The sequence below is a fragment of the Chryseobacterium viscerum genome, assembly GCF_025949665.1.
Classification (GTDB): Bacteria; Bacteroidota; Bacteroidia; order Flavobacteriales; family Weeksellaceae; genus Chryseobacterium; species Chryseobacterium viscerum_A.
The window spans coordinates 115,772-130,315 of the sequence record NZ_JAPDFT010000001.1; the positions used below are offsets into that span (position 1 = coordinate 115,772).

A 14,544-nucleotide genomic window follows, 5' to 3' on the forward strand; every position below is an offset into this window, starting at 1 on the left:
TTATATTTTTTGTAGACGGAAATAAGATATTGGTGTCTGATTTTCAGTGATTTATTGAATTGTTTCTAAAGACATTTTTTTTCCTGCCATGTCCATATCCTGCTTAACAATTTTTCTTGTGGCGGGATCAATATAATAGGTCACTATGGTTAATTGGTTGCTGATATCATCATTTGTTTTCACTACCCAGACAGGCTTTCCTTTATATTCTGACTTTTGAGTATCCAGAATGTAAGCTTTCATCATCCCTTTTTTCTCAGATTTAGGATTGTAATCGAAAATGGAAATCTCAGCAGTGTAACTTTCTTTCAAAGGAAGATATCTTATCAGTAGAGCATAGCTGCTGCTGTCAAAATAATTTGTTGCAGGAATTTCGATTATATCTTTTTTCTGAGATTTCTTATCCAGATAATATCCGGTGACCTTATCCTTTTCAGACTTGAGAACCATGTCTCTCATTGAATTGTAAGAAGAGTGGTAGACTGGGCTGAAATTGGAAGTTTTGACAAGAGTAGAATCCGTCCATTGAGCATCCGGAGCCTGTTTCATTTTTACAGTAGTTCTGATAAGAAGATCTGCTTTGTTGAGTTTTTTGATCTCAGTAATAATGCTTCCTATTTCTATTTTTGTGCCTGCATTTTCAACAAACCATACGGCTTCAGAAGTTTCATCCTGGATGAGTTTTGAATTGATTCCTGAATTTTCGGGAGTAAGTAATTTCTGGGAAAAAAAATTAGCACTACTTAGTATTAAAAGGAAAAGAATAGTTCTCATGATCTTTTTAATAATAAGTAGTGCTGTATTTGTTAAAAGTTACAACATTTTGATTTTTAACTCTTTCCTGCAGCCTGCATTGGATTCACCTTTCCGGTGGAGCCTCCTCTTACAGAACCTGCTTCCTGTTTTTGTTTAAAGAGCTGGAATTTTGAAGTTTCAGTACCAGATCCGGAACTAGTCCATAAGTTATTGGTTGTGTCAATATCAGCAGTTTCTCTCATCGGATCAAGCTGAATAGATTTTACTTTCTTATCAAAATAATACGTCTTGGAAACTTTTTGCTCATTCAGTCTCCAGATCTGTGCTGCGGATTTATCATACAATTTTGAGCCGTCTTCAAAAGTAAATTCAAGGATAATAGGCATTACCAGCCCGCCCTTGTTAACAAAATCGATCTGATAACCGGTAATATTTTTGAATTTCTCTTTATCCTTCGCGTCTAAAGGAAGACTAGCATCAGTTTTGATGGTGTATTCCTTATTATTATCTACTTTTTCCTGGCCTCTGTCATATTTATAATAGAAATCCTGGGCAGCTTTGTCTGTCTCTACATAGAATTTGATATTCTTGTCTTCTCTGTTTCTGATTTTTGAAAGATCTTCAAAACTGTTTACCAAAGGTTTTTCAACCTGATATTTCACTTCAGCCGCTGCTTTTGGATCTGTTTCAAGATTAGGAACAGCAACCGTTACTTTATCAATTGCAATATCTACAGGATCTGTACCGTAGAACCATCCTCTCCAGAACCAGTCAAGATCTTCACCGCTGGCATCTTCCATGGTACGGAATAAATCTGCAGGTTCAGGATGTTTGAATGCCCATCTTTTAGCATAAGTTTTAAAAGCTTTGTCGAAAAGCTCTCTTCCCATGATCGTTTCACGAAGAATATTCAGTCCTGTAGCAGGTTTTGAATACGCGTTCGGTCCATACTGAACAATATTTTCAGAGTTGCTCATAATAGGTTCCAGCTGATCTTTCGGAAGTTTCATGTAATCTACGATAGTCCATGCCGGTCCTCTTTTGGAAGGGAATTTATTATCCCATTTTTCTTCTGTAAGATATTCTGTAAAAGTGTTCAGACCTTCATCCATCCATGCCCACTGTCTCTCATCAGAGTTGATGATCATCGGGAAAAAGTTGTGTCCAACTTCATGAATAATTACTCCAAGCATTCCGTTTTTGGTTCCTTCGGAATACGTTCCGTCTTTTTCAGTTCTTCCAAAATTGAAACAGATCATCGGATATTCCATACCGTTTGCTGCTTCTACAGATTGTGCTACAGGATATGGATAAGGGATGGTAAATTCTGAATAGGTCTTAATGGTATGGGCAACCGCTTTTGTGGAAAACTTTCTGTAAAGACCATAAGATTCTTTCGGGTAGAAACTCATCGCCATTACTTTATTATTGTTTTCAGGAATCGTTACACGCATTCCGTCCCATACAAACTTTCTCGAAGAAGTCCATGCGAAATCACGAACATCCTTTGCTTCAAAAACCCATGTTTTTCTTTGTTTTGAATGATTTTTTTCAGCTTTTTTAGCTTCATCCAATGTTACGATTTCGATAGGTTCAGATGCATTTTCAGCTTTTCTGTATCTTGATAACTGATCAGATGTTAATACCTGATCATAATTTTTACATTCTCCGGTTCCTCCTACAATATGATCGGCAGGAACATTCATTGAAACTTTAAAATCTCCAAAAACCAAAGCGAATTCACCTCTTCCGGTAAACTGATGGTTCTGCCATCCCTGGAAGTCACTGTATACACACATTCTTGGATACCATTGTGCCATAGTGTAGAGATCATTGCCATCTTCAGGGAAATTTTCATAACCGCCGCGGCCTCCCATCTTCATTCTGTTGGAGATATTGTAGTTCCAGTCTACTTTGAAAACGAATTTTTCGCCCTTTTTCAAAACTTTAGGAAGATCAATACGCATCATGGTTTTGTTGACAGTATACTTCAAAGCATTACCTGCAGCATCTGTCACTTTTTCAAGACTCACGCCATAGCCATTATCTTTTACCGGAAGTTCAGTAGTCTTAAGCTGTTGGTCGGTCGTTGAAGGGCGAAGAACCGATGAAGTATCATACCCGGCATTTCTGATGCTTGAATGCTCATTTTCATCAAGCTGCAGCCAGATATAATCCAGATCATCAGGAGAATTGTTGTAGTAAGTTACCGTTTCAGAACCTTTCAGATTTCTTTTGTCCTCATCCAGATACGCGGTAATGTTATAGTCCGCTCTGTTTTGCCAGTATCCGTGTCCCGGAGCTCCGGAAGCCGTTCTGTAAATGTTGGGTGTTGGTAGAATTGTTCCCAGCTGCTCAAACTTGTTGCCATGGTTGCTGCCTGGGTTATTCTGAATATTTTGTGCGGTGAAACCTGTATATGCAAATACAGAAAGTGAAAGTATAACAACTTTTAGTTTCATAACCGAAATGATTTATTAATGATCAAAGATAGTAATAAGCTCTTGAAATAATGAAAATATTTAACTTTTAAAAAGGAATTCTTTCCAAAGTCATTTTTAAGGATAAAGCAAACACCCCGGAAGAAACAAAGAGTATCCAGTCTTTTTTATTCACTTTAAAAAGATTGAGTGAAATAAACAGGATGATTAAGATTGCAGCAACAATTACAATCTGACCAAGCTCCAAACCAATATTGAATCCCAGCAGGGGTAAAGCAATACTTTGGCTTTTCGCAATCATTACTCTTGCTGTGTTGGCGAACCCCATTCCATGTACCAGACCAAAGATCAGAGCAAGATAGTAATTGGCCCGCATCAGGGTCTGCTTTTGATTTTTCATAATGATATTATCCAATGATGTCAGGACAATCGTCAGGGGAATTAAAAACTCAACCCAGTCAGACGGAACCCTGAAGACGTCAAGGATACTTAAAGCTAATGTAATGGAATGTCCGATCGTAAATGCAGTTACAAGGATCAGTATTTTCTTCCAGTCACTGTAAGAATAAACAGCTATTAAAGCCAAAACAAATAATTGATGATCCAATGCATCCAAAGAAATAATATGTTCCCATCCAAGGTTTAAATAAAAAAGAAAATCCTGCATTTTGGTTAAAAAATTTTATATTTTAAATATTTTGTTAAAATGTTGTTAATTTTATTATTTGATTTAATTTTTACGCTTATTGTTTGTTAATTATTGGTATTATTTATATTTTTAATAAATATTGTATAATTGTATTGCTTAAAAATGAAATATGGATATTAAAAAATTATTTTTTACAAAAGTAAGCATTTCACACGGAGGATCGAAGCTTCTGAGAAATGCAGCAGCAGCCTTTTTAGGATTGTATTCTTATGCCTTTTACGGGCAGGTACAGAAACTGGACTCCCGCTTTGATGTTTTATTGAAAAATAAAGAGAATATAGCCAATGGAAGAGCGGTGAAAGATCTGGAACGCCCGGATATGAAACTTGATCAGCATCTGGTGGTGACTTCAAAAGGAGCACAAACCATGTATTCATGTATTATTTATACCAAAGAACCAGAAAAACTGAAAGCAGATGGTTTTATTATTCAGAGCCAGCTGCCAACTTTTTCCACCGCTTTGGTTACCATTGAAGATATTGAAAGACTTGTGCAGCTTCCCTATATAACGTCTGTAATGGGACCAGAATTTGATGAGCTTCATAATGATGTGAGCAGAGCCCAGTCCGGAGCAAGTCTTTTGCAGGATGGAGTTTTTAATAATACTTCTTATAATGGTACCGGTGTTTTGGTTGGAATTTATGACAGTGGGATAGACTGGAAGCATCCGGATTTCAGAAAAGCTGATGACCAGACCAAAAGCAGAATTGTTTCCATCTGGGATCAGACATTAACGGCACAATCTGGTGAGACAACTCCTACAGGGTTTTCAACAGGTGTGGAATATACAAGAGCACAGATTGAAGATGAACTGGATGGGACACCTACAGGCTTCGTTCGCGAAAATGATACTAACGGGCACGGAACCCATGTTTCGGGTACTGCTGCCGGAAATGGTGCCGCTTTTACAGATAAGAGGCACAAAGGATTTTCATCCGATGCAGATATCGTATTTGTAAAAGGAGGGAATGGCTCTTTTCCTACAACAAATACCATTAATGCCTTAACCTATTTCAAAAATGTAGCTACGGCACTTAATAAACCTATCGTTGTCAATATGAGTATTGGTGGTCAGGGAACTGCTCATGACGGAACTTCCAGTCATGAAGTGGCGGTTAATAATTTTACGACTTCAGGAACTGGTAGAGTTGTGGTTATTTCTGCCGGAAATGATTACGGAGCTAATCTTCACAGAAAAGTGGATATTGCGGCTGGTGCTGCACAGACGTACAGTTTTACAGTAGCAAGCAATACCTCTGCTGCTTCAGTATTTTCATTCATTATGTATGCCAATGATAATACTGCTGTTACAGCAAAACTGACTACTCCCGATGGACAGCAATATACTCAGAATATAAGCACAACCACGGCTCACACTATATTGGGAGGTGGTCTTACAGCAACGATGTATAATTATTGGGGAAATGATAACAATAAAAGATATGTACAGTTAGTTGTAACCAGAACTTCAGGAGCTACTGATGTTCAGGGAAATTATACATTAGAAATTACCAATAACGGAGCACAGCAGATAACCACCCACGGCTGGCTGTATAGCCAGGGAGTACAAACTACGTTGCAAAACGGAGATAATGAATATATTGTAGGATCTCCGGGGAATGCTTCCAATGCTATTACAGTAGCTTCATACATGGGAAGAGCCAGTTGGTATAGTGGAACAAGTGGTTATTTTACACTTACTCCACAGGAATCCATCTCTTCATTTAGTTCACAGGGACCTAGAGTAGATGGTGTCCAAAAACCTGATATTGCAGGTTCAGGTCAGAATGTTATTTCATCAAGATCCAGTAATTCTGCTCCGGCTGCAACAGATATTATTGCAGGAACTAATTATTATGTGAAAAACCAGGGGACAAGTATGTCTTCACCAGGAGTAGCAGGAGCTGTTGGATTATTGCTTCAGGCTAATCCTTCGTTAACAGCAGCACAGGTGAAAACACGTCTTACTGCTAATGCCAGAATGGATGGAGCAACAGGAACCGTTCCAAACATGAGGTGGGGATATGGTAAACTGGACATTTATAAAGCTGTTACTGATGAATTAGGATGTGTAAAATCTAATTTTGAGACTATAGGGTATGATGAACCTTATATTATTGCTAATACAGAATCTAATTATTACTTTGATAATATTGCTCTGGCAGTAAGATATACACCAACGTTAACAGGGAAATTGGGAGGTTTTTCATTTTTAACAGGGACTTCACTCCCTTCAGATATTCCGGTTGATATTCAAATCAGAAAAGTGAATGCCAGTGGAAATCCAGGAGATATTATTGCAACCAAAACCATTACTTCATGGCTTAATAGTTCTCAAAGATTTACCTGGAACTATGTGAATCTTTCCGATTTAAATGTACAAATGGTAACCGGAAAAGAATTTTATATTGTCGTAAATGGATTAGGGGGGAGAATTGCGATGAAAGCTGAGAACGCAGTAGTAAATAACAGATCTAAGACTTCTACTGACGGCACTACATGGACTTCAAGAACTTTTGATCTTAAAATGAGAGCTGTAGTCTATGAAAATATTGCTGAAGTAAAGAATTTAGCAACGTCTAATCAAACGAAAGCAAGTACAGTGGCCAATGGTTATAACTATTTTACAAACGCCTGCCAGCTGATTTCAAGAGTGGAAAAAGAAACCGCAAGTACTGTAGCAGGAAATACAACATCAAAAGTATGGGTGGATAATGCACAGCCAAACTATGTGGCAAGAAGATATGAAATAAATCCTGACACGAATGCAGCCACAGCAACCGGAAAAGTAACTTTATACTTTAAACAGGGTGATTTCGATGCTTATAACTTGACAAGTGGAGTGAAATTACCTACTTCACCTGCAGATGTTGCCAATAAAGCTAACCTTATTATTGAAAAATATACAGGAACCAGTACTACTGGTACAGTCGCATCTTTTGGAGGGACAGCTTCGGTTATTACTCCCGATATTGCTGATATTATCTGGAATGATACCTATCAATACTGGGAAGTGAGCTTTCAGACGACAGGTTTTGGCGGATATTTTGTTAAAACAGGGACAACATTAGGAACAGTCGATGTTAAGTTGAACCCGGAAGTGAATATCACTCCAAATCCTGCGAAAGATTTTGTGAATGTAGCATTAGGCAGACATTCTAAAGCAGCAGTAACGATCTATGATGTTTCAGGAAAACTGATTAAAACCGTAAATGTGGATACCCATTCCGGTAAAATTGATGTTTCAGAACTGGTAAGAGGAACTTATCTGTTCACCATTATATTGGATGATAACACAAAAATTACGAAAAAAGTAATTAAACAATAAATCTTCATCAATCAATTATTATCAGAAGCAGCCGTTTTTATAACTGCTGCTTTTTTTATATTTGCTGTAAAAATAGAATTCATGTCAGGTAAGCTTTTTTTTGGATTTTTTTTATTTGTAACCCTGGTATTTCAGAGTTTTACGGATGGTGAAGCCTTTCATCCCTATCATGTAGGCTCTGTAGAAATTAATTATAATTCAAAATCCAGAACATTCGAAGTGACAGGGAGATTTTTCCTTGATGATATGGAAAATGGATTGGGAAAAAAATATGGAGGAGCTTTTCATTTTAATGATGAAAAATACAGAGCAAAACTGAATGACGCATTACAGAAATATTGCTCGGAATATTTCAAATTAAAAGCAGACAACAAATTTTTGAAAGTAAACTATATTGGCTATGAAGAAGACCAGGAATCTGTAGATATATTTCTCGAGTCTGAACCTGTAGCCGCACCTAAAAAAGTGGAAACTGCTGTAAGTTTTCTGTACAATCTTTTTGATGATCAGATCAATATTGTTCATATCATTGTCAATGGGCAAAGAAACAGTGAAAAGCTTACCTATCCTAACCGCTATCTTTATAAGCAGTTTTAAGAATATTAATTTTCTAGTTGCAGCAATGTATTGATTCCTTTCGCATGAGCGAGCAGGTCAGGAAAAAAATCATCATAACATTGCTGAAGATGATCTTTATTTTTTAAAAAAGCTTCAAAAACAGGAATGTCTTTATCCAGATATTTTGCTTTATTGAGCACATTCTGAATACTGAATTTAATTCCCCAGTCTTCACGGTAATTATAAAGCCAGTCGTCGTGCTCCATTTTGACAAGCATTTTTTTGAAATTTTCCGGCAGCCATTGTTCATGGGCATTCAAAACGCTGTACACTTTAAGAGAGTGGGCCTTCCATTCCGCCAAAGAATTCAGAGAAAGGTCTCTGGCCACAAAGTGATCCATAGAAACATCTACAAATGCACCAGCATACAGTCTTACCAAAGGAGCAAATATTTTTTTAGCTTCATGAATGGCGGGATGGGAGTCAGTATAAGTATCAATAGCTCTATGCAGGGTGATTCCATCCTGAATATCTTTCGGGAAAGAAAAACGATCTCTGTTACGGATAAAATCTTCGAGAAATTGACCCACGATCTGTCCGTCGGTAAAAGAAAGAAAAGAATGCGCCAGATAATTCATAATTTAAAGGTATGAATTAAATGTGAGTTTTGATATAGTGAATAGTGAATCCGCTTCGCTCGTGAATTTTTTATCAACCTCCCAATTGACCATTGACTTGCACAGCAAGATTGACCATTCACAATTTTATCAATAGTGAATCCGCTTCGCTTGTGAATTTTTATTCACGTTCCAATTGACTATTGACTTGCGTAGCAAAATTGACCATTCACATTAAAAAAGCCTCTCATGAAAATCCTCAATCTTACTCACTTCTTCGATCTTTATGCCAAACTTTCTCTTCGGAATTTTATTAAGATTGGAAACAAATATTTTTTCATAACCCAGTTTTTCAGCTTCAGTAATTCTTTGTTCCACCTGAGCTACAGGACGTATTTCTCCGCTTAGCCCGATTTCTCCTGCAAAGCAGTAATGTTCTGAAATTGCAATATCTTCATTGGATGAAAGAACAGAAGCTACTACTGCCAGATCCAGTGCCGGGTCGTCTGTTTTTATTCCTCCAGTAATATTCAGGAAAACGTCTTTAGCTCCAAGCTGGAAACCTGCTCTTTTTTCCAGTACAGCCAAAAGCATATTCAATCTTTTGGAATCAAAACCGGTGGAACTTCTTTGAGGAGTACCATAAACGGCAGTACTTACCAGTGCCTGAATCTCCAGAAGCATAGGACGGTTTCCTTCCAGGGTTACCGCAACGGAGTTTCCGGAAAGTTCTTCAAATTTCTTGGTGATCAGAATTTCAGAAGGATTTTTAATCTCTTTCAATCCCTGAGAAACCATTTCATAGATACCAATCTCGGAAGTAGATCCGAAACGGTTTTTATTAGCTCTCAGCAATCTGAAAAGGTGATTTCGGTCTCCATCAAAATTCAAAACCACATCCACCATATGTTCCAGTACCTTTGGTCCGGCAATCTGACCATCTTTGGTGATGTGCCCTACAAGAAATACAGGAGTATTATTTTCTTTGGCATATTTGATGATCTCATTGGAGCATTCGCGGATTTGGGAAACGGTTCCCGGTGAACTCTCTATCAGTTGAGACTGCAGGGTTTGAATGGAATCAATGATCATAAAATCAGGTTCCAGTTTTTTTGCCTCATGAAGGATTTTTTCCAATGATGTTTCAGTGAAAAGAAAGCAGTTTGGATTTTGAATATCCGTAAGCCTGTCTGCTCTCATCTTGATCTGAGAGGCACTTTCTTCCCCCGAAACATAGAAGATTTTTTTCTTCATTTTCAAAGCAAGCTGAAGCAGAAGAGTAGACTTTCCGATTCCCGGTTCACCACCAATCAAAGTAACGGAACCTAAAACAATTCCGCCTCCTAAAACGCGGTTCAATTCATCAGAAGGAGTTTTTATTCTCGGCTCTTCACTCGTTACCACTTCAACAATATTGATTACATGTTGTTTGGTTTTTGAGAAAGGAGGAGTTTTATGAGAAGGTTTTTCAACCACTTCTTCCACCAGAGTGTTCCATTCTCCACAGTTTTTACATTGTCCGAGCCATTGTGGGTATTGAGTTCCGCAGTTTTGACAGAAATATGCTGTTTTCAGTTTTGCCATACTGCGAAGTTATAAAAAAGCATTTTTCTTTCAGAATCTAAATGGATTTAATATTAAAAACTAATCCATCCACAGTAGAAATATCTTTCATATCTTAGCTTTGTTCAATTAAATAGTAATGTAAAATATAATTACAATGAAAAAAGTATTTTTATCTTTCGTATTTGCGCTTTTAAGTATTGTGGCATTTGCACAAGGTACCTGGCAAGTAGACCACATGCATTCTTCTGTCAACTTCAATATTAAGCATATGGGAATTAGCTTTGTACAGGGAAGGTTTGATAAATTTGACGGTAGAATGGCTAGCAGCGGTGCTAATCTGGATAATGCCGATTTAAATTTTTCTATAAGTGTTTCTAGCATTAACACCGGAGTGGACATGAGAGACAGACATCTTATAAGCGAAGAGTTTTTCGATGTTGCCAAATATCCTACTATTGAATTTAAAAGTTCTTCCGTTACAAAAGATAAAAACAACAATTATATTGTAAAAGGGAAACTGACGATGAAAGGAGTGGAAAAAGAAATCAGTGCTCCGGTTACATTCGGTGGAATTACAAAGAATAAAGAAGGAAAAGAAATAATGGGAATTCAGACAAAATTTACAGTAAACCGTCTGGATTATGGAATCAAGTATGATCCTACAGGAGCTGGAATTGCGAAAGATGTTGAAGTAACAGCTTACTTTGAATTGGTTAAACAGTAACATTGTAAAACATAAAATTGAAAAGGTTTTCCATATTAAGTGGAAAACCTTTTTAGTTAATAGACGGAAATCATGTTGGCTATAGCTTTGTTTCATTTGCATATATCAAATTCAGATAAAAATTTTTATCAGGTTTTATGACTGTTTGAAGGATGTTTTATCATTTTCAAAATGTAAAAAATTGCTTTGTATCTCTTTTTCCCATAACTTTGCACAAACCTAATCTAATGAGTAAAAAGAATACAAAGTACATCTTTGTGACAGGAGGTGTAACTTCATCTTTGGGAAAGGGAATCGTTTCTGCTTCTCTGGGACTTCTACTAAAATCACGCGGCTTTAATGTAACGATCCAAAAATTAGATCCTTATATCAATATCGACCCAGGAACTTTGAATCCTTATGAGCACGGAGAGTGTTATGTAACTGAAGATGGTGCGGAGACGGATCTGGATTTAGGCCACTACGAGCGTTACCTTGATGCTCCTACATCCCAAAACAACAACGTTACTACAGGGAAAATTTACCAGACTGTAATTGAAAAAGAAAGAAAAGGAGATTTCCTTGGAAAAACAGTTCAGGTAATTCCTCATATTACTAACGAAATCAAACGTAGAATTAAAATCCTTTCAAAACAGAACTACGATATCATCATCACTGAGATCGGAGGAACTGTAGGGGATATCGAATCTTTACCATACATTGAGACTGTTCGTCAGTTGAAATGGGAATTGGGAGAAAGTAATTCTATGGTGATTCACCTTACTTTATTGCCTTATCTGGCTTCAAGTGGAGAATTAAAAACAAAACCATCCCAGCACTCCGTTCGTCAGTTGATGGAAAGCGGAATTATGGCAGATGTTTTAGTTTGCAGAACAGAGCATAAAATTCCTAAAGATCAGAGAGCAAAACTGGCTCAATTCTGTAACGTTGCTTTAGAAAACGTTATTGAGTGTAAGGATCTGGAAACCATCTATGAAGTTCCAATGTATCTTCAGAAACAAAATTTTGATGATGTGGTATTGAAAGAGCTGGATCTGAAAAGTGATAAAACAGCTGATCTTAAAGACTGGAAAAATTTCCTTAAGAAATTCCAGAACCCTAAGAAAACAGTTGAGATTGCATTAGTTGGAAAATATGTTTCCCTTCAGGATTCCTATATTTCCATTGCTGAAGCTTTCAAACATGCAGGAGCTGACCTTGAAACCGAAGTAAAAGTAAGATGGGTATACAGTGGAGATATCACAGAAGAGAATATTAAAGATACGCTGAAAGGAGTGAATGGTATCCTTGTAGCTCCAGGATTTGGAGACAGAGGTATTGAAGGAAAAGTTCTTACTGCAAAATATGCAAGAGAAAATAAAATTCCAATGTTGGGAATCTGTTTAGGAATGCAGATCATGACAGTTGAATTTGCAAGAAATGTTTTAGGACATACAAAAGCAAACTCAATGGAATTTGATACCGCAACCCCGGATCCTGTAATTTCTTTAATGGAAGAACAGAAAAATGTAGTAGATAAAGGAGGAACGATGCGTCTTGGAGCATGGAAGTGTTCTTTGAAAAATGGTTCTAGACTATTTGATATCTACGGAAGCAAGAATATTTCTGAAAGACACCGTCACCGTTATGAATTCAACAGTGATTATCTTCAGGAATTTGAGAAAAATGGTTTCCTTGCTACAGGTACAAATCCTGAAACAGGCTTGGTAGAAGCACTTGAACTACCTGATCATCCATTCTATGTGGGAGTTCAGTATCATCCGGAATATAAGAGTACGGTAGCAACACCGCATCCTTTATTCAGAGCTTTCATTAAGGCTTGCGAAAAGAAATAAGGTAATATTTTATCATAATCGTCTATACATAAACTCAAGCTGAGAATAATCAGCTTGAGTTTATTATATAGTAACATCGTAAAGCATAGAGTTTTGATAAAAAAACAGTATTTTTGTCAGCTCAAAATTATGTACGTTACAGGTACATCCTAAGTTTAAAATTTTAATATAAAATAAAATGCAACAAAACAACGGAATCGATAAGAAACAAATGATTAGTTTCGCGGTTTTATGCCTGGTTCTCTTCGGCTTTATGTTCTATTTCCAGAACAAACAAGCGAAAGAAGAGGAGTTAAAAGCTCAGCAGCAGAAAACAGAACAGGTAAAAAATGCCGTGAAGCAAACTCAGGCAAACAATATCAATCCAAATGTAACTCCTAGCTCAATCCAGACCGCAAGTCTTGGTAATAATGAATTAAAACTTGAGTTTTCAAGCTTAGGAGGACAGGTTTCCAAAGTAGAGCTTTTAAAGTATAAAGCTTACAACCACAAAACAGACAATGCAGATCAGCCACTTTATCTGATCAATAAAAATAACTCAAACTACGGTTTTCAGTTTAAAGATAAAACGGGAAAGGTTATCAATACTAAAGATTTAGTTTTCTCACCTACTGTTAATGGAAATGCTGTAACCTTAACTGCAGATTATAATGGTGCTGTAATTCAATTCATTTACACACTACTTCCAAAATACACCCTTGATTTTAAAGTAAGAACTCAAGGGCTTTCCAAAATTACTTCAGACAATAAAGCTGATTTCATCTGGGATTATAATGTGAGAAATTTAGAAAAGGGTAGAGCTCAAGAGCAGTCTCACTCAGAATTTTCTTATGCTTTCAATAATTATAAAGACTATGATTATGATGGAAGAACTACAATGGAAGAAGAGAAAGAAACTCTTAACTGGATTGGGGTAAAACAGCAGTTTTTCTCTTCAGTGCTTGAAGCTAAAAACGGATTTACTCAAAGTAAAGGAAATCAGGAAAATGTTGAGGAAGGAGAATATTTAAAGAAATTCAACTATGAAGGCTTTGTTCAGATGACCGGAAGTGAGCTGAATCAGGATTTTACATGGTATTTCATGCCATTAGACCTGCCATTACTTAAATCTTATGATAAGAACTTTGATGAAATTCTTCCGTTAGGTTGGTCATTTATCGGAGCAATGAACCGTTACTTCTTCATGTGGCTGTATAGTATTATTGCCGCTTGGGGGCTATCAGCAGGTTGGGTTATTTTTGTAATGACAATTATTGTTAAGTTGATCCTGTCGCCAATTATGTATAAGCAGCATAAATTGAGTGCTATGATGAAGGTTATTCGTCCGGAAATTGATGAAGCAAATGCTAAATTCAAAGATGCTGATCCAATGAAGAAGCAGCAGGCTACGATGGAGATCTATAGAAAAGCAGGAGTGAATCAGATGGCGGGATGTTTACCGGCGTTAGTTCAGATTCCTATCTTCTATGCTTTGTTTCGTTTCTTCCCGAACTTTATTGATCTTAGAGGGCAAGGGTTCTGGTTTGCAAAAGACTTAACAGCTTATGATGATTTGATCAAGCTTCCATTTAAAGTTCCTTTCCTTGGAGATCACTTAAGTATTTTTGCGTTGGCTTGTACTGTTGTTATTTTGATATATACTGTAATGACTTCAGGGAATATGCAGCAGCCTCAACAGGAAGGAATGCCAAATATGAAGGTATTAATGTACATCTTCCCTATTACATTCCTATTCTTCCTTAATACTTCAGCTTCAGGTCTTTCTTGGTATTATTTTGTATCGAATGCTATTAACATCTTAATTATCCTTGTGATTAAATATGTGATTCTGGATGAAAAGAAAATCCACGCTCAGATTCAATCTAATAAGGAAAAACCGAAAGCAGAAGGTAAGTTCCAGAAGAGAATGAGAGAAATGATGGAGAAAGCTCAGGAACAGCAAAAAACTCAGGAGCAGCAAAGAAATAAGAAAAAATAATTCTTTAATTACATTATAAAAAAAGAGAAGCA

Annotated in this window: 10 protein-coding genes; 5 read left to right on the forward strand and 5 right to left on the reverse strand. The window is 36.8% G+C overall.

Going from position 1 to position 14,544, the window contains the following annotated elements:
• Positions 1-51 precede the first annotated feature (51 nt).
• The 3 genes from OL225_RS00650 to OL225_RS00660 all read right to left on the reverse strand — a co-directional run bounded on the left by OL225_RS00650 (position 52) and on the right by OL225_RS00660 (position 3,864).
• Positions 52-774: a hypothetical protein gene (locus tag OL225_RS00650; RefSeq protein ID WP_264516950.1), complete on the reverse strand. Its 723-nt coding sequence runs from the start codon at positions 772-774 to the stop codon at positions 52-54.
• Between the two features lie 56 nt (positions 775-830).
• The gene (locus OL225_RS00655; protein WP_264516951.1) at positions 831-3,218 is read right to left on the reverse strand and encodes a M1 family metallopeptidase; all 2,388 of its coding nucleotides are present in this window, start codon (positions 3,216-3,218) and stop codon (positions 831-833) included.
• Between the two features lie 67 nt (positions 3,219-3,285).
• Positions 3,286-3,864, reverse strand: coding sequence for a HupE/UreJ family protein (locus OL225_RS00660; RefSeq protein WP_047435205.1), 579 nt, complete (start codon positions 3,862-3,864; stop codon positions 3,286-3,288).
• A gap of 151 nt (positions 3,865-4,015) precedes the next feature.
• Here OL225_RS00660 and OL225_RS00665 point away from each other — a divergent pair, with 151 nt between their 5' ends.
• Both OL225_RS00665 and OL225_RS00670 read left to right on the forward strand, forming a co-directional pair.
• Positions 4,016-7,234 (forward strand): S8/S53 family peptidase, encoded by a 3,219-nt coding sequence (locus tag OL225_RS00665; RefSeq protein WP_264516952.1) that lies wholly within the window; start codon positions 4,016-4,018, stop codon positions 7,232-7,234.
• Positions 7,235-7,315: 81 nt separating this feature from the next.
• The gene (locus OL225_RS00670; RefSeq protein ID WP_047379128.1) at positions 7,316-7,831 is read left to right on the forward strand and encodes a DUF6702 family protein; all 516 of its coding nucleotides are present in this window, start codon (positions 7,316-7,318) and stop codon (positions 7,829-7,831) included.
• A gap of 5 nt (positions 7,832-7,836) precedes the next feature.
• Here the strand turns inward: OL225_RS00670 and OL225_RS00675 are convergent, their stop codons facing one another.
• Both OL225_RS00675 and radA read right to left on the reverse strand, forming a co-directional pair.
• Complete coding sequence (locus tag OL225_RS00675) at positions 7,837-8,430, reverse strand: ACP phosphodiesterase (protein WP_264516953.1); 594 nt, start codon at positions 8,428-8,430, stop codon at positions 7,837-7,839.
• A gap of 213 nt (positions 8,431-8,643) precedes the next feature.
• Positions 8,644-9,993, reverse strand: coding sequence for a DNA repair protein RadA (radA, locus tag OL225_RS00680; RefSeq protein WP_047379126.1), 1,350 nt, complete (start codon positions 9,991-9,993; stop codon positions 8,644-8,646).
• Between the two features lie 136 nt (positions 9,994-10,129).
• On the opposite strand from radA, the gene OL225_RS00685 reads away from it, so the two are divergent.
• From OL225_RS00685 to yidC, 3 genes are all read left to right on the forward strand, one after another.
• Positions 10,130-10,699: a YceI family protein gene (locus OL225_RS00685; RefSeq protein WP_264516954.1), complete on the forward strand. Its 570-nt coding sequence runs from the start codon at positions 10,130-10,132 to the stop codon at positions 10,697-10,699.
• A 227-nt stretch (positions 10,700-10,926) separates the two neighbouring features.
• Positions 10,927-12,534: a CTP synthase gene (locus OL225_RS00690; RefSeq protein ID WP_047379124.1), complete on the forward strand. Its 1,608-nt coding sequence runs from the start codon at positions 10,927-10,929 to the stop codon at positions 12,532-12,534.
• A 178-nt stretch (positions 12,535-12,712) separates the two neighbouring features.
• Complete coding sequence (gene yidC / locus OL225_RS00695) at positions 12,713-14,512, forward strand: membrane protein insertase YidC (RefSeq protein WP_264516955.1); 1,800 nt, start codon at positions 12,713-12,715, stop codon at positions 14,510-14,512.
• Positions 14,513-14,544 lie beyond the last annotated feature (32 nt).

Bases quoted from the DNA above. Each gene is read 5' to 3' on its own strand.
- OL225_RS00685 (WP_264516954.1), top strand. From the start codon at position 10,130: ATGAAAAAAGTATTTTTATCTTTCGTATTTGCGCTTTTAAGTATTGTG.
- OL225_RS00650 (WP_264516950.1), bottom strand. From the start codon at position 774: ATGAGAACTATTCTTTTCCTTTTAATACTAAGTAGTGCTAATTTTTTT.
- OL225_RS00690 (WP_047379124.1), top strand. From the start codon at position 10,927: ATGAGTAAAAAGAATACAAAGTACATCTTTGTGACAGGAGGTGTAACT.
- radA (WP_047379126.1), bottom strand. From the start codon at position 9,993: ATGGCAAAACTGAAAACAGCATATTTCTGTCAAAACTGCGGAACTCAA.
- yidC (WP_264516955.1), top strand. From the start codon at position 12,713: ATGCAACAAAACAACGGAATCGATAAGAAACAAATGATTAGTTTCGCG.
- OL225_RS00675 (WP_264516953.1), bottom strand. From the start codon at position 8,430: ATGAATTATCTGGCGCATTCTTTTCTTTCTTTTACCGACGGACAGATC.
- OL225_RS00660 (WP_047435205.1), bottom strand. From the start codon at position 3,864: ATGCAGGATTTTCTTTTTTATTTAAACCTTGGATGGGAACATATTATT.
- OL225_RS00665 (WP_264516952.1), top strand. From the start codon at position 4,016: ATGGATATTAAAAAATTATTTTTTACAAAAGTAAGCATTTCACACGGA.
- OL225_RS00655 (WP_264516951.1), bottom strand. From the start codon at position 3,218: ATGAAACTAAAAGTTGTTATACTTTCACTTTCTGTATTTGCATATACA.
- OL225_RS00670 (WP_047379128.1), top strand. From the start codon at position 7,316: ATGTCAGGTAAGCTTTTTTTTGGATTTTTTTTATTTGTAACCCTGGTA.